General features: G+C 44.5%; 13 protein-coding genes. 9 read left to right on the top strand and 4 right to left on the bottom strand.

Features of this window, described 5'->3' with window-relative positions; genetic code table 11:
• Positions 1-151 precede the first annotated feature (151 nt).
• Positions 152-3,058, top strand: a complete 2,907-nt coding sequence (gene rapA, locus GKR48_RS07860) for an RNA polymerase-associated protein RapA (RefSeq protein ID WP_154627673.1) — start codon at positions 152-154, stop codon at positions 3,056-3,058.
• A 246-nt stretch (positions 3,059-3,304) separates the two neighbouring features.
• Complete coding sequence (gene rluA, locus GKR48_RS07865) at positions 3,305-3,955, top strand: bifunctional tRNA pseudouridine(32) synthase/23S rRNA pseudouridine(746) synthase RluA (protein ID WP_154627674.1); 651 nt, start codon at positions 3,305-3,307, stop codon at positions 3,953-3,955.
• Between the two features lie 53 nt (positions 3,956-4,008).
• Here rluA and djlA read toward each other — a convergent pair whose 3' ends face one another.
• Positions 4,009-4,824, bottom strand: a complete 816-nt coding sequence (gene djlA, locus GKR48_RS07870; RefSeq protein WP_154627675.1) for a co-chaperone DjlA — start codon at positions 4,822-4,824, stop codon at positions 4,009-4,011.
• A 204-nt stretch (positions 4,825-5,028) separates the two neighbouring features.
• Here djlA and lptD point away from each other — a divergent pair, with 204 nt between their 5' ends.
• From lptD to apaH, 6 genes are all read left to right on the top strand, one after another.
• Positions 5,029-7,398: an LPS assembly protein LptD gene (lptD, locus tag GKR48_RS07875; RefSeq protein ID WP_195848236.1), complete on the top strand. Its 2,370-nt coding sequence runs from the start codon at positions 5,029-5,031 to the stop codon at positions 7,396-7,398.
• 68 nt (positions 7,399-7,466) lie between these two features.
• Entirely contained in the window at positions 7,467-8,789 is a 1,323-nt protein-coding gene (gene surA, locus GKR48_RS07880; RefSeq protein ID WP_154627677.1) for a peptidylprolyl isomerase SurA, read from the top strand.
• Positions 8,770-9,762: a 4-hydroxythreonine-4-phosphate dehydrogenase PdxA gene (gene pdxA / locus GKR48_RS07885; protein ID WP_154627678.1), complete on the top strand. Its 993-nt coding sequence runs from the start codon at positions 8,770-8,772 to the stop codon at positions 9,760-9,762. The genes surA and pdxA overlap by 20 nt, the downstream gene beginning before the upstream one ends.
• Positions 9,759-10,568, top strand: a complete 810-nt coding sequence (gene rsmA / locus GKR48_RS07890) for a 16S rRNA (adenine(1518)-N(6)/adenine(1519)-N(6))-dimethyltransferase RsmA (RefSeq protein WP_036956293.1) — start codon at positions 9,759-9,761, stop codon at positions 10,566-10,568. Before pdxA ends, rsmA begins: the two co-directional genes overlap by 4 nt.
• A gap of 18 nt (positions 10,569-10,586) precedes the next feature.
• Positions 10,587-10,964 (top strand): Co2+/Mg2+ efflux protein ApaG, encoded by a 378-nt coding sequence (gene apaG / locus GKR48_RS07895; RefSeq protein WP_036956291.1) that lies wholly within the window; start codon positions 10,587-10,589, stop codon positions 10,962-10,964.
• Positions 10,965-10,966: 2 nt separating this feature from the next.
• Entirely contained in the window at positions 10,967-11,794 is an 828-nt protein-coding gene (gene apaH, locus GKR48_RS07900) for a bis(5'-nucleosyl)-tetraphosphatase (symmetrical) ApaH (RefSeq protein WP_154627679.1), read from the top strand.
• An 80-nt stretch (positions 11,795-11,874) separates the two neighbouring features.
• Here apaH and folA read toward each other — a convergent pair whose 3' ends face one another.
• Positions 11,875-12,369 carry a type 3 dihydrofolate reductase gene (gene folA / locus GKR48_RS07905; protein WP_036956287.1) on the bottom strand — a complete coding sequence of 165 codons (495 nt, stop codon included), beginning with the start codon at positions 12,367-12,369 and terminating at the stop codon, positions 11,875-11,877.
• Positions 12,370-12,570: 201 nt separating this feature from the next.
• Here folA and GKR48_RS07910 point away from each other — a divergent pair, with 201 nt between their 5' ends.
• Positions 12,571-13,185 carry a LysE family transporter gene (locus GKR48_RS07910; protein WP_154627680.1) on the top strand — a complete coding sequence of 205 codons (615 nt, stop codon included), beginning with the start codon at positions 12,571-12,573 and terminating at the stop codon, positions 13,183-13,185.
• 51 nt (positions 13,186-13,236) lie between these two features.
• On the opposite strand, the gene ftsP is transcribed toward GKR48_RS07910, so the two are convergent.
• Both ftsP and GKR48_RS07920 read right to left on the bottom strand, forming a co-directional pair.
• A complete protein-coding gene (gene ftsP, locus GKR48_RS07915) occupies positions 13,237-14,652 on the bottom strand; it encodes a cell division protein FtsP (RefSeq protein ID WP_154627681.1) in 1,416 nt (471 codons plus the stop codon).
• A 377-nt stretch (positions 14,653-15,029) separates the two neighbouring features.
• Positions 15,030-15,758: a 1-acylglycerol-3-phosphate O-acyltransferase gene (locus GKR48_RS07920; RefSeq protein WP_154627682.1), complete on the bottom strand. Its 729-nt coding sequence runs from the start codon at positions 15,756-15,758 to the stop codon at positions 15,030-15,032.
• Positions 15,759-15,784 lie beyond the last annotated feature (26 nt).

Below are 15,784 nucleotides of genomic sequence, written 5' to 3' on the forward strand. Positions count from 1 at the left end.
AAGAGCTATAATTGCCAAACGGCAAAACGATTAAAAAATTTCGCATCACCCTTGGTATATAACCGTTATATCAACACTGGGCAAAGACACCGGTTAGTTGTCTTAAACATCTAAAAATAAACAATCAAAATTATGGAATTAAATTAAACCTATGCCATTTACTCTTGGTCAACGCTGGATCAGCGACACAGAAAGCGAACTTGGGTTAGGCGCCGTCGTGGCTATTGATGCCCGTATGGTGACGTTGCTTTTCCCTGCCACTGGAGAAAATCGACTGTACTCACGTAGTGATGCCCCAATTACCCGAGTGATGTTCAACGAAGGTGATACCATCACCAGCCACGAAGGTTGGCAGCTAAAAGTTGAAAGTATTCAAGAAGATAAAGGGTTATTGACCTATACAGGAACGCGTTTAGACACCCAAGAAACGGATGTCAGCCTGAGAGAGGTGTTCCTTGATAGCAAGCTAACGTTTAATAAGCCACAAGATAGACTGTTCGCCGGTCAAATCGATCGTATGGATCGTTTTGCTCTGCGTTTTCGTGCACGTAAATTCCAAAGCGAACAAGTTAAACACCAATCTACGGGGCTGCGTGGTATCCGCGCGAGTTTGATCCCGCACCAATTGCATATTGCTAACGAAGTCGGTAAACGCCACAACCCTCGGGTTTTACTGGCGGATGAAGTGGGCTTAGGGAAAACCATCGAAGCGGGTATGATAATCCATCAACAATTGATGGCAGGTCGTGCTGAGCGCGTACTGGTTATTGTCCCTGATAGCTTACAGCATCAGTGGCTGGTGGAAATGCTGCGCCGTTTTAACCTGCGTTTCTCCCTGTTTGATGATAGCCGCTACAGCGAAGCCCAACACGACAGCGATAATCCATTCGAAACTGAGCAATTAGTCCTGTGTTCTCTGGATTTTGTTCGTCGTAATAAACAGCGTTTTGACCAACTCGTCGAAGCGGGCTGGGATATGATGGTGGTCGATGAAGCTCATCATCTGCAATGGAGCGAAACCGCCCCAAGCCGTGAATATCAAGTGATTGAAACCTTAGCAGAGCATATTCCTTCCGTTTTACTGTTAACAGCAACACCGGAGCAATTAGGTCAAGAGAGCCACTTTGCGCGTTTGCGCCTCCTCGACCCTAGCCGCTTCCATGACTACCAAGAATTCTTAGCTGAACAAGAAAATTATCGCCCTGTCGCTGATGCGGTTTCACTGCTACTTTCTGGTGATAAGCTGACGAATGACCAACAAAACCTGCTCAGCGAGCTTATCAAAGAACAAGATATTGAGCCGTTATTAAAAGCCGCTAATCTTGAAGGCGATGACAGTCAAGCCGCTCGCCAAGAACTGATCCATATGCTGATGGACAGACACGGTACTAGCCGCCTGTTATTTAGAAACACCCGTAATGGTGTCAAAGGCTTCCCACGCCGTGAATTGCATTCTTTAAAAATGCCACTTCCAACTCAATACCAAACGGCAATCAAAGTCGCTGGCATTATGGGTACCAAAAAGGATGTGGAAACTCGCGCGAAAGAGATGCTGTATCCAGAACAAATTTATCAAGAATTTGAAGGCGAAAACGCGACTTGGTGGAACTTCGACCCGCGTGTTGAATGGCTGATGGGCTTCTTAACCGCGAATCGCCATGAAAAAGTACTGGTTATCTGTGCCAAAGCTGCCACCGCACTGCAACTTGAGCAAGTTCTGCGTGAACGTGAAGGGATCCGCGCGGCGGTATTCCACGAAGGTCTATCCCTGCTAGAACGTGACCGCGCGGCAGCTTATTTCGCTTCACAAGAAGAAGGTGCACAAGTTTTACTGTGTTCTGAAATTGGTTCAGAAGGCCGTAACTTCCAGTTTGCTAACCAATTAGTGATGTTTGACCTGCCATTCAACCCTGACCTGCTTGAGCAGCGTATTGGTCGTTTGGATCGTATTGGTCAAAGCCGCGATATCGTGATCAACGTGCCTTACTTGGAAAACACCGCACAAGCTGTGTTGATCCGTTGGTACCATGAAGGCTTAGACGCTTTCGAGCATACTTGCCCTACTGGTCGAACTATTTACGATAAATATTACCAACAACTGCTGCAGTTTATGGCAGAGCCAACTATCACTGACGGGTTTGATGAATTTATTAAAACCTGCCGCGAAGAGCACGATGCACTCAAAGCGCAGTTAGAGCAAGGTCGTGACCGTTTGCTGGAAATGCACTCAAATGGCGGTGAAGCAGGTAATAAATTAGCCGAAGAGATTGGTGAAGGTGATAACGAAACCGAGCTGGTTAACTTTGCATTGAACCTGTTTGATATCGTTGGGATCAACCAAGAAGATAAGAGCGATAACTTAATTATCCTCACGCCATCTGACCATATGTTAGTGCCTGATTTCCCAGGGTTACCGCAAGATGGCTGCACTATCACTTTTGACCGTGAACAAGCACTTTCCCGCGAAGATACGCAGTTTATTAGCTGGGAACATCCAATTATCCGTAACGGTTTAGATTTAGTATTATCCGGCGATACGGGTAGCTGTGCGGTTTCTGTTTTGAAAAACAAAGCGTTGCCAGTGGGTACCTTGTTGACCGAACTGATTTATGTGGTAGAAGCGCAAGCACCGAAACAGCTGCAAATCAGCCGTTTCTTACCTGCAACTCCTGTTCGTCTATTGATTGATTTAAAAGGCAATAACCTCTCTTCACAAGTGGAATTTGAGAGTTTTAACCGCCAATTAAATGCCATCAACCGTCATATGGCGAGCAAGTTGGTCAATGCGGTACAAAACGAGGTGCATTCTGTATTACGCCTCTCTGAGCCGATGGTCGAGAAAGAAGCGAAATCCATTATTGAGAATGCTAAAGAAGCGGCGGATAAAGCCCTGACTCTGGAGCTATCTCGCTTGGAAGCGCTAAAAGCGGTTAACCCAAATATCCGTGATGAAGAACTCGACATTATCGAGGAAGAGCGTCGCCAATTGATGACCAACATCGACCAAGCTTCATGGCGCCTCGACGCTATCCGCTTAGTGGTTGTCACGCATCAGTAGAGAATGTTGCTCGGCACTAGCGGTGCTGGCTGATAGCAGCCAACGCCGCTACAGCGTGAAGAATGAAGAACAAAAAGTAGATATTTATAGCCTGGCTTTTGACTTTATATCTCTATTATTAGCCAAAATTATTCGCGTTGTAGCTAGGCGGCAAATGAAGATATCCCTAGGAGCATACTCAAGTATGTGACTAGGGTAGCTGATAGCAGCCAACACCGCTACAGCGTGAAGAATGAAGGATAAAAAATGTTACCCTATAATCCCCCTACGGAACCATGGCTACACATACTCTACCAAGACGAGCATATTATTGTAGTCAACAAACCTAGCGGCTTACTCTCTGTGCCGGGGAAAGCCCCTGAGCACCATGACAGCATCATGAGCCGTATTCAGCGGGATCACCCTGCAGCGGAGTCTGTTCACCGTTTAGATATGGCAACCAGTGGTGTTATGGTGGTGGCGCTGCATAAGGCGGCTGAGCGTGAGCTTAAGCGTCAGTTTAGGGAGCGGGAGCCGAAAAAGCACTATGTGGCTCGCGTGTGGGGGCGTTTGGAGAAGCCGGAAGGTTTGGTGGATTTACCGCTAATTTGTGACTGGCCGAATCGCCCTAAGCAGAAAGTCTGTTTTGAAACGGGGAAATCGGCGCAAACCGAATACCAAGTTTTAGAATATGAAGAGCAGGCAACGCGAGTCAAACTTTCGCCAATTACGGGACGGTCTCATCAGCTACGTGTGCATATGCTTGCGTTAGGGCACCCTATTCTTGGTGACAGATTTTATGCCCATGAAGAAGCTTTAGCATTAGCGCCGCGTTTGCAGCTACATGCTCAGGAGCTGTATATCACTCACCCTGAGTATGGCACACCAATGCATTTTACTTGCCCACCTGATTTTTAATCTTATTGAAGCGCTTAGGCAATTTAAGCGCTTCAATTATTTAAAAGCTTAAGTTATTTAAAACCCTTCTCTTTTTTAACAAGATCATAAGCTGCCTGAATTGACTGCGCTTTTTGCTTGGCGATTTCCATCATTTCTGGCGGTAACCCTTTCGCAACGAGCTTATCAGGGTGATGTTCGCTCATCAGTTTACGGTACGCTCGCTTAATTTTCGTTGGGTCATCATCGACGGCAACCCCAAGTACTTTGCAGGCATCTTCCAGCGTTGGCCCATTATTTTGTTGATAATAGCCCCCGGACTGCTGCTGGGAATAACCATGACCAAACTGGCGACCGCTTTGGATCATATCTAAGAATTGCTCAAACTGAATTTTGGAGATACCCAGCTCTTCTGCGATGATAAATAGCACTTTTCTTTCGTTAGGGTGTAGGGTTCCATCCGCGAAAGCAGCTTGTAATTGAATTTCCAGAAACATCTGAACAAGGTCAAAACGGCCATAACAAGCCATACGTAATTGTTTAAGAACATCACGCAGTGGAAAGTCTGGGGATTTCCCCTCTCTAAAGGCTTGTTGAGCGGCTTTGCGAGTTTCTCCGTGCAGTTGCATTCTGTCCATCAGGTTCGAGGCTAACTGGATGTCAGTCTCGGTGACACGCCCTTTTGACTTGGTTAAATGCCCTAATATTTGAAAGGTACTCGCGAAGAAAATAATTTGTCTGTCACGCTTATTGAAGGCGCCAGCGAACTTACGTTGAGCCGAAGCCTTATCAAAACCGTGCCCAATCAGTAAGCCAGCTAATGCTCCCCAAAACCCTAAACCGGAGACAATAGCGAGTATTACCCCAATAATTTTACCCCAATAGTGCATATATCCCTCAATTCTTCAATGCTCAGAATGCAATTTTGCATTATCATACTATCCATTCTGCTTTTGTGCATAACGATAAAGAGCCTAACAAGTTGCTAACTACGTTTATTCCAGTTTTGATATTATACTGGCGAAAACGGGTTGGCTAAGATAGTCTTTGAGCGTTTGCCGACTGTGCCCATTTGACGGACTCCCTATTTAATGATGAAGAAAAGTTATCCCACAATAATCGCCACCATGGTATGGGCGGCTATTTATAGCCAGCAAGCGCATGCTGATCTTGCAGCACAATGTATGCTTGGGGTGCCTGTTTATGACAAACCTATTATCTCTGGTGATCCAAATAGCTTACCGATTGAGATTCAAGCTAACGACGTCACAGGGGAATACCCTAATTTTGTCGAATATACTGGTAACGTTGATATTCAGCAGGGCAACCAGACTCTCACAGCAGATAACGTTAAACTGACACAAACCCAAAAAGCGGGTGAAGAACCGGTTCGTGAAGTGACGGCGACGGGGAATGTTCATTACGATGACCCTCAAATTATCCTGAAAGGCCCTTCCGCGTGGTCAAACTTAGATAATAAAAACACTGACGTTGATGACGGTAACTACATGATGGTAGGTCGTCAAGGTCGCGGTGAAGCGAAAAAAATGAAAATGCGGGGTGAAAACCGCTATTCCATTATGGAAAACGGGACTTTCACCAGCTGTTTACCGGGAAGTAATACGTGGAGCGTTGCTGGCTCTGAAGTGATTATTGACCGTGAAGAGGAAGTCGCAGAAATTTGGCATGCTCGTTTCCGTATCGCCGATGTGCCGGTGTTCTATAGCCCATATATGCAGTTACCGATTGGTAGCAAACGCCGTTCTGGTTTCTTAATCCCCATGGGCAGCTATTCAAACAACGACGGGTTAGAGTTCACGCTGCCATATTATTGGAACATCGCGCCAAATTACGATGCCACAATCACACCTCAATTTATGACCCACCGAGGCGTTAAATTAAATAATGAATTCCGTTATTTAATCACACCAGGTACGGGCACCATAGCATTCGACTTTATTAATCACGATCGTGCTTATATTAAAGATAAAGAAAATGGTAAGCGTGATGCTCGTGACAGCGATGACCGTTGGTTATTCTACTGGCGCCACTCAGGTACCTTTGCTCAGCACTGGAACTTTGGTGCCGACTACACCAAAGTAAGTGACCGCCAATACTTTACTGACTTTAGCTCTCAGTACGGTAGCACCACTGATGGTTATGCCACGCAGAAATTTAACGTCGGCTATTCGGATACCAATTGGAACATGAAAGTGTCTCACAAGCAGTTCCAAGTCTTTGTTGATGACCCGAACCGTCGTGCTTATAAAGCTGAACCGCAAATCGATTTTAACTATTACCAAAATAACGTCGGTATGTTGGATTTCCATACTTATGCTCAAGCGGCCCGCTTTACCAGCGTAGGGGAAAATAATCCAGATGCGACACGTTTGCATATCGAGCCAGAAGTCAGCATGCCGTTGTCTAACGGCTGGGCGCAAATGAACAACAGCATCAAGCTGATGGCAACGCATTACGACCAAGATATTCCTGATGTCAAAAAAAATAGTAGCTTAGAAAAAAATGTCACCCGCGTGCTGCCAATGTTTAAGAGCGATGCGAAAGTGGTATTTGAGCGTGACTTATTCCAAGGCAGTGATTTTGTTCAAACATTAGAACCACGAGTCCAGTATTTGTATATTCCGTATAAAGATCAAGACAATATAAATAACTACGACTCCGCACTATTACAGTCTGACTATACAGGCCTGTTCCGCGACCGTATTTACAGTGGTTTAGACCGTATTGCTTCTGCGAACCAGTTCACCACTGGTTTAACCACCCGTATTTATGATGACAACTTAGCAGAGCGATTCAACTTCTCTGTTGGGCAAATTTACTATTTAGAGCGCCCACGTGCAGGTAATTCAAACCTGAAAATTGATGATAAGAGTGATACTGGCTCCTTAATGTGGGCAACTGATGCCATGTGGCACATTGATGAAAACTGGGGCGTACGCGGTGGATTACAGTATGACCGTCGCCTTGGTAGCGTCACCATGGGGAACGCCGTTACTGAATATCGCTTTGATGCTGATAGACTGATTCAACTGAATTACCGTTTTGTTGACCGTGACTATATTCAAGCAACGTTCCGCCGTGAAGATACTGCGGGTGGTTATACCTACACATTACCAGAATACCAACAAGGTATTTCACAAGTAGGCACCGTGGTAAGTTGGCCATTAAGTGATAACTGGGGCTTTGTCGGTTCTTATTATTACGATACCAAACAGCAACAATCCGCCAGCCAGCTTGTCGGATTACAGTACAATGCCTGCTGTTGGGCGGTGAATTTAGGGTATGAACGTAAGATTGTGGGTTGGCAAAAAGAGAAGTTCAACAGCGAATATGATAATAAATGGTCAATCAACGTGGAACTTAGAGGCCTAAATAACAATCATAGTTTAGGTAGTCAGGAGATGTTGAAACAAGGTATTATTCCTTATCAACGTGCTTTCTGATAACAAACAACATAACGATCACGATTAGCCCGCATATGCGGAATAAAAGTCAATTTTATAGGACCATTATGAAGAATTGGAGAACGCTTATTCTGGGACTGATGTTCGCAAGCTCTGCAAGTTTAGCTGCGCCACAGCAAATGGATAAAGTGGCTGCGGTTGTCAACAACGGAGTTGTACTTGAAAGCGACGTCCAGAATATGATCAATACAGTGAAGTTGAATGCACGTAATGCAAATCAACAAGTTCCTGATGATCAAACCCTGCGCCAGCAAATCATCGACCGTTTGGTTATGGATAACATCATGTTGCAGATGGCTAACCAAATGCAGATTAACATCCCTGAAGAAGCCGTGAATGCGACTATCGCGGATATTGCTCGCCAAAACAATTTAACCTTACCGCAGATGGAAAAACGCCTGACTGCGGATGGCATCAATATGGGCAAATACCGCAGCGAAATCCGTAAGGAAATGCTGTTAGCGGAAGTGCGTAACAACGAGGTTCGCCGCCGTATCACCATTTTGCCTCAGGAAGTTGATGCATTAGCTGAGCAAATGGATTCTCAAATGAATGCTCAGAAAGGCGTAAATTTAAGTCACATTCTGATCCCACTGCCAGAGAACCCAACGCCTGAACAGTTATCAAAAGCAGAATCGTTAGTTGATAAAATCTTAACTGACCTGAAAAAAGGCTCTGATTTCGGTAAATTAGCGATTGCTTACTCTGCTGACCCTCAAGCACTGAAAGGTGGAAACATGGGTTGGTCACGTCTGCAAGAGCTGCCAGTGGTCTTTGCTGATCAACTGAAAAACTCGAAGAAAGGCGATATCGTCGGTCCAATTCGTTCTGGTGTAGGCTTCCATATTTTACGTGTTAATGACGTTACTGGTGATACTCACCAGCCAATTTCTGTCACCGAAGTGAAAGCGCGTCATATCTTACTGAAATCATCACCAATTATGGATGATGCAACGGCAAGACAAAAACTGACTCAACTGGCTCAAGAGATCCGTAACGGCAGAATTTCATTTGAAGAAGCGGCTAAAGAGAACTCCGAAGACCCAGGTAGTGCATTAAAAGGTGGGGAATTAGGCTGGAATATGCCTGATGTTTACGATCCAGCATTCCGTGATGCACTGATGAAACTGAAAAAAGGTGAAATCAGCCAACCTGTACCTTCAAGTTTCGGCTGGCACTTAATTCAGTTAGAAGATACTCGCAGTGTCGATAAAACCGATGCCGCGAAGAAAGATCAAGCGTACCGTTTACTGTTCAATCGTAAGTTTAACGAAGAAGCGCAGACTTGGATGCAAGAACAACGCGCTGCGGCTTATGTGAATATCGTTGATGGTCGCCAAAGCCAATCTAATGATGAACAAGCAAAATAAGCCAATCGTCATCACCCCCGGCGAACCTGCCGGGGTAGGTCCAGATCTTCTGATCCAACTTGCTCAGCAGGCATGGCCTGTCGAGCTTGTGGCTTGCGCAGATCCAGACCTACTTCTTCAACGCGCTAAAACACTCAATTTACCATTAACCTTACGTGGATATGATGCAAAACAGCCACAGACTTCTGTCGCTGGACAATTGTCGATTGTTCCCGTTTCACTGAGTGTACCGGCAGAAGCTGGAAAACTCGATGTGCGTAATGGTGAGTATGTTACTGAAACTTTAGCTCGCGCTTGTGATGGCTGTTTGAATGGTGAATTTTCTGCCATCGTAACGGGGCCTGTTCACAAAGGCATTATTAATGACGCGGGTATTCCATTTAGTGGGCATACCGAATTTTTCGCAGATAGAAGCCACTGCGACCGCGTTGTAATGATGCTCGCCACACAAGAATTATGTGTCGCTTTAGCGACTACGCACCTGCCGCTAAAAGATGTCTCCGAGGCAATTACCCAACAAAGCTTGCATGAAGTGATCACCATTTTGCATCATGACCTGCAAACCAAGTTTGGCATTGAAAACCCGCACATTTATGTTTGTGGGCTTAACCCTCATGCCGGAGAAGGCGGACATATGGGAATGGAAGAGATTGAAACCATCATTCCAGCCCTAGAAACCTTACGTAAACAAGGCATTAACTTAATCGGGCCTTTACCCGCAGACACGCTTTTCCAACCTAAGTATTTAACCGATGCAGACGCCGTATTAGCGATGTATCACGATCAGGGGCTACCTGTGTTAAAATATCAAGGTTTCGGCAGAGCGGTAAATATTACCCTTGGTCTGCCATTTATCCGTACTTCCGTCGATCACGGCACAGCGCTTGAATTAGCAGGTACGGGTCAAGCCGATGCGGGCAGTTTCATCACCGCATTGAAATTAGCTATCCAAATGACACAAAAGAATTCATGAATAATCGAGTCCATCAGGGGCACCTTGCCCGCAAACGTTTCGGGCAGAACTTTTTAACTGACCAATTTATTATCGACAGCATTGTAGATGCAATGCACCCACAACCAGGACAAGCCATTGTAGAAATTGGTCCGGGTCTTGGTGCATTAACTGAACCTGTTGGTAGCCGCATGGATAAAATGACGGTTGTCGAACTTGACCGCGATCTTGCCGCTCGTCTGCACGTCCATCCACAACTGAAAGACAAACTGACCATCATTCAGCAAGATGCGATGACCGTAGATTTTGGTGAACTGGCGAAACAAGCTGGACAGCCAATACGCGTATTTGGTAATTTGCCTTATAACATCTCAACACCGTTGATGTTCCACCTGTTTACATTCACCAATCAAATTTCCGACATGAATTTCATGTTGCAAAAAGAAGTGGTTAATCGATTGGTGGCAGGTCCAGGAAGTAAAGCTTTTGGTCGTTTAAGCGTAATGGCGCAATATTACTGCAATGTTGTTCCTGTGCTTGAAGTCCCCCCTACCGCCTTTGCACCACCACCAAAAGTAGACTCTGCAGTAGTAAGATTGATCCCTCACAAGGAAAATCCATACCCAGTGAAGGATATTAAAGTATTGAGCCGTATTACGACTCAAGCATTTAACCAACGTCGTAAAACTATCCGCAATAGTCTTGGGGATTTATTCAGCGTTGAGCAGTTAACCGAACTGGGTATCGATCCAGGAACGCGTGCTGAAAATATCTCCGTTGAGCACTATTGTAAGATGGCAAACTATCTGTGTAATTTATCGGAATAGAGAATCTGAGGAGGCACTATGCTGAATGATCCCAATGTGAGCATCCAAGTTCAAAGTGTCTACATAGAAAGCCAGTCCCAGCCCGACATTGCTCGTTTTGTCTTTGCGTATACTATTTGTATCCGCAATTTAGGGCGAATTCCTATACAGCTAATGAGCCGTTACTGGCTCATTACCAATAGTGATGGCCGTAAAACTGAAGTGCAAGGTGAAGGCGTGGTGGGTGAACAACCCGTTATCCTACCGGGCAAAGAATATCGCTATACCAGTGGTGCAATCTTAGAAACGCCAATGGGTACGATGGAAGGCTATTACGTTATGCTGAGCGATCAAGGAAATCACTTTCATGTTGATATTCCTGCATTTCGTCTCGCAATCCCAACACTGATTAATTAATTATGTCCACATATATTGTAGGTGATATACACGGTTGTTATCGTGAGCTGCGAGAGCTTCTCGATAGCGTGAATTTCGATCCACAGCAAGATACATTGTGGCTAACGGGTGACCTTGTTGCTCGTGGGCCCGATTCATTGCAAGTCTTACGCTATGTGAAAAGTTTAGGCTCATCAGCACGCCTAGTGTTAGGCAACCACGACCTACATTTGATTGGCATCTACTGCAAAATCAGTCGCAATAAGCCTAAAGACCATCTTGATGAGCTACTCAATGCGCCCGATATCGATGAGCTAATCAACTGGTTACGTCGTCAACCACTTTTACAAGTGGATGAAGAGCAAAAAATGGTCATGACCCATGCTGGTATTACGCCGCAGTGGGATCTTGAAACCGCAAAAATGTGCGCTCGCGAAGTGGAAGCCGTGCTTTCTAGCGATGCCTATCCGCTGTTTATTGACTCTATGTATGGCGACATGCCAAACAATTGGTCTGAAAGTTTGATGGGACTAGCGCGTTTGCGCTACAGCACCAATGCCCTCACCCGCCTGCGTTATTGTTTTCCAAATGGGCAACTGGATATGATCTGCAAAGAGAGCCCAGCTAAAGCGCCTGCGCCACTGAAGCCATGGTTTTCTCTACCTAGTCAATTCCCTGAAGATTACGCTATTTTCTTTGGCCATTGGGCATCACTGGAAGGCAAATTTACACCAGAACATGTGTATGCAATGGATACGGGTTGCTGCTGGGGAGGGGATTTAACGCTGCTTCACTGGGAAACTAAAACATTCCATAGACAGAAATCTCACCAAAAACGTCGCAAAGAGTGAGTGTTTTCTCTAGAAACCAGCATGATAGATAGCAAAATGGCACCTAACAGTGCCATTTTTGTTGACTAGACCAACGACGGTTAAACGCGACGAGTCAGAACTTCAATGCAGAAACCGTGGCTATTCGCTTCGTCTGCTTCATGATATTCAGTAAAAATAGAGTCCCATTCATCAGGCTCGTAAGCAGGAAAATGAGTATCCCCAATCACTTCAGCATCCACGTGAGTCAAATAGAGTTTATTCGCCATTGGCAGGAATTGTTGGTAAACCTTACCACCACCAATCACCATAATTTCATCAGCACCTTCAACTGCCTTCGCGGCCTCTAATGCTTCTTCAACTGATTTAACCCAAATAACGCCAGTTTCTGTGCCTGCTTGACTGCTCAAAACAATGTTGACACGCTGCGGTAAAGGACGACCTAACGCTTCATAAGTCACACGTCCCATAATCACAGGTTTATTCAATGTTTGACGCTTAAACCACGCCAAATCACCTGGTAAATTCCAAGGCATCGCATTTTCCATGCCGATAACCTGATCGAACGCCATTGCTGCGATTAAGCTAATATTCATCTAACCACCTTAGAAACGAAATATAAAAATTGTGCACACTATACGGAAACAGACATACTTCGTCGACTAAATTTAATCTTCCTTAAATACCACTCAATCCCTTATACTCGAACGACTCAAGTCAATGCATAAACGATATTTACAACGCTTTTAGTCCCTTATTACTCAGTTTAGTTCAACCTAAAATAAAGAGATTACATTATGTATCAGACCAGTATCATGGTCGCGACGATTGCCGCCCTTGGCATGATCTCACCGGGTCCAGATTTCTTTTTAATTATCAAGAATGCAGCGCGTTACCAACGTTCCGCAGCCATGATGACCGCCCTCGGTATTATCGTTGCTATTGCACTTCATATGTCTTACTGCGTGGCTGGGCTTGCCGTGTTGATCACCACAACACCATGGTTATTTAACATTCTTAAATATGCTGGTGCGGCGTATTTAATCTGGATTGGGATTAAAAGCCTAATGCCGCAAAAAGCACAAGGCGTAGACTTAACTGCCAATCAGCATGAGCATGTCACATTCAAAAAAGCCTTTATGCAAGGTTTCTTGTGTAACGTCTTAAATCCTAAGGCAACTTTATTCTTCTTAGCAATTTTTACTCAAGTGCTTAATGTGGATTCGACATTCTCAGAAAAGCTCTGGTTCGCCTTTATTATTTGGGGTCTTGCAGTGATTTACTGGCCAATTTTAGTGTGCTTAATTCAAAGTGCACCCGTTAGAAAAGGGCTAGCGAAAGTACAAAAATATGTGGATAAAGTCCTAGGCGTGGTGCTAGTCGCATTCGGTATACGCGTAGCATTAAGCTAATTTTCAAAGTAAAAAAGCCCGCTAATTGCGGGCTTTTTTACAGACTTTCAATTAGTTGCTACCATCTTCAGGTGTAATAACCAACTGCCCCGCCGAGCCTAAATCTGCTTTTTCGAGGTTTTGGCTATAAAATAGGAATGGGAAATGGTTGTAAGACGGTTGTAGCATCTGCACAAGTAGCTCACAGCGCCCATCAATCCAAACGGTATCTTTCCATCCAAAGTTATCTGGTTGAGCCGGCTGCCCATTACAGTTGATCACTTTAAAGCGAACACCTTCAATGTGGAAAGATTGAGGCTGTTGGCTACTCACATTCCAACGTTCCCAACTGCCTTGGCGAGAAGTAATATCCACACGCCCCGTCTCCAATTTCACGCCATTGATACCTACAGGATCATTTAGCTGGATATCACGGTTAGTAATCGAAGAGGTAATTTGTGTTGTATCCAAGACTAATTGTTTTGGAACATCGTCCGTCACCAATGACATTAATCCCGTCGCTTTAATGGTTAATATGTTGGTGGAAATTAAATTATTCGACGGTTCAAACAACCCTTTAACGCGATCCATCAACGAAGCAGATTCCCCTGCCGTAATGGTCAGTTCAGCCGTTTTCGCCATATCAATTAGCACTTCACGGCGTTCTCCCGGTGCAAGTGAAAGTTCTTGAACGCTGGCAGGCACCGTGAGCAATCCTTGGTCTGACGCTATCATCACGAAAGGACGACCGTCGCTGATTTTCATCACATAGCGTCTGGAGTTAGAGGCATTTAATAATCGTAAACGCACCCAACCGCGAGACACTTCAATATAGGGATCTTGCACCCCGTTAACCACTAATGTATCCCCGAGGAATCCATTCTCATCCATGTGATACTCAGGAACGCCAAAATTATCCAAACGTTTGTCTTGAATAATAATCGGGAAATCATCTACGCCGTAATGTTTCGGTAGACGTAACTCTTTTGTGGAATCATCATCAATGATCCACATTCCCAGTAAACCATTGTAGATTTGCTGCCCCATTTTACCTTGGGTATTCGCGTGATACCAAAGCGTGGCCGCATTTTGGCGAATAGGGATCACGGGAGACCAATCTGCATTTGGTGAAATTTGTCTCGCTGCACCGCCAATTTGCGTGCCGGGGATCTGCAACCCACTGATCGTCATTGAAACGGCATCAGGTAATCTATTGCTATAGATTAACTTGAGATCATCACCATTTTTTACGCGAATAGTGGGCCCTGGGTAAGAACCATTAATCCCTAAAACTTCCGCTGAATATTTACCATCGAAAGACCAATGGATTTTTTGTAATGTTAAAAAGAGTGGCTGCCCCGAACGGGATTCTAGCAACGGTGGAACAGGGAGTGCGGTCGTTCCTTCTGCACTCGCATAAGTTGATAACTGCAATAAGCACACAGCCAACCCGCTAATCAGCAATGATCGGCAACGACTGAATAACATAGATTCTCCGCTAAATAAAAACCAGCAAATTATTTTAATAAATCATTATAAATTAGTGACTTATACGATTATTTTTAGGTGCATGCTGGTAATACCACTATTTGGAATTCAATAATTTATCTTGCGACAAATTTGCGAGCCATCATATCGCGAAAGGACATGGAATTCTAAAAATATATGTATCAATAATTGAAATATAATAAATTTGAATGGTAATAATTACGGATGAGATTAAGTAACGGCGGGAATAGGGTAATAAAAGTCTCACAGTGAAAATGACATAGCCCAAATAACACAGAGGGAAGTTTTGAATGAACGTCCCTCTGTCAATACCAGTAAACTTAGTAAAATCATTGAGTTTAGTAAAATTATTGAGACTAGCGTTTATTCAACTCTTCAACTTCTTTATCTAACTCTTTGATTTTCGCCTCCATCAAATCATGGCAATATTCCGATAGCTCACGAACCTGGTCTTTAGAGTATTTCGAGGTATCAATCGGATCCAACATTTCAATAATCACATGACCATTATTCCAACGGTTCAAGCTGATTTTGTTCTGTGTGGTAGACACACACACAGGCACAATTGGTACGCCAGCAGCAATCGCAGCATGGAATGCACCCGTTTTAAATGGCAGTAAGCCTCGGCCACGGCTACGTGTTCCTTCAGGGAACATCCAGACTGAAATCTTACGAGATTTAATCTGCTCAGCAACTTGGGAAATGGTGTTATGCGCTTTCGAACGGTTGCCACGATCAATCAAAATATTTCCCGTGATCCAATACAAAAAGCCAAAGAATGGGATCAAAACAAGGCTTTTTTTACCCACGGTAACGGTTCTTGGTTGAACACCATTCGACATCGTGACCATGTCATAGTTATTTTGATGGTTACCGATATAAATACTTGGACCGTAATCCTTCGCTTTTGCCGGAACGCGGTCAATCATTTTAATACCGAACACATGGGACAAACGCCCAAACATACGACCAAACGTCATCACATGTCTTGGATTACGTGGGCTAAATAGGCAGTAGATACTACCGCCTACACACACAAAAATCGTAAATATGATCACAATGATAGCTCTAATTAGCGCTAGCATAATATTCCTTAACTTATGAAAAGGGC

The organism is Providencia sp. wls1943 (assembly GCF_009706275.1).
Taxonomy (GTDB): Bacteria; Pseudomonadota; Gammaproteobacteria; order Enterobacterales; family Enterobacteriaceae; genus Providencia; species Providencia zhijiangensis.

Coding starts and splice junctions, on each gene's coding strand:
- rapA (WP_154627673.1), top strand. CDS start 152: ATGCCATTTACTCTTGGTCAACGCTGGATCAGCGACACAGAAAGCGAA.
- rluA (WP_154627674.1), top strand. CDS start 3,305: ATGTTACCCTATAATCCCCCTACGGAACCATGGCTACACATACTCTAC.
- djlA (WP_154627675.1), bottom strand. CDS start 4,824: ATGCACTATTGGGGTAAAATTATTGGGGTAATACTCGCTATTGTCTCC.
- lptD (WP_195848236.1), top strand. CDS start 5,029: ATGAAGAAAAGTTATCCCACAATAATCGCCACCATGGTATGGGCGGCT.
- surA (WP_154627677.1), top strand. CDS start 7,467: ATGAAGAATTGGAGAACGCTTATTCTGGGACTGATGTTCGCAAGCTCT.
- pdxA (WP_154627678.1), top strand. CDS start 8,770: ATGATGAACAAGCAAAATAAGCCAATCGTCATCACCCCCGGCGAACCT.
- rsmA (WP_036956293.1), top strand. CDS start 9,759: ATGAATAATCGAGTCCATCAGGGGCACCTTGCCCGCAAACGTTTCGGG.
- apaG (WP_036956291.1), top strand. CDS start 10,587: ATGCTGAATGATCCCAATGTGAGCATCCAAGTTCAAAGTGTCTACATA.
- apaH (WP_154627679.1), top strand. CDS start 10,967: ATGTCCACATATATTGTAGGTGATATACACGGTTGTTATCGTGAGCTG.
- folA (WP_036956287.1), bottom strand. CDS start 12,369: ATGAATATTAGCTTAATCGCAGCAATGGCGTTCGATCAGGTTATCGGC.
- GKR48_RS07910 (WP_154627680.1), top strand. CDS start 12,571: ATGTATCAGACCAGTATCATGGTCGCGACGATTGCCGCCCTTGGCATG.
- ftsP (WP_154627681.1), bottom strand. CDS start 14,652: ATGTTATTCAGTCGTTGCCGATCATTGCTGATTAGCGGGTTGGCTGTG.
- GKR48_RS07920 (WP_154627682.1), bottom strand. CDS start 15,758: ATGCTAGCGCTAATTAGAGCTATCATTGTGATCATATTTACGATTTTT.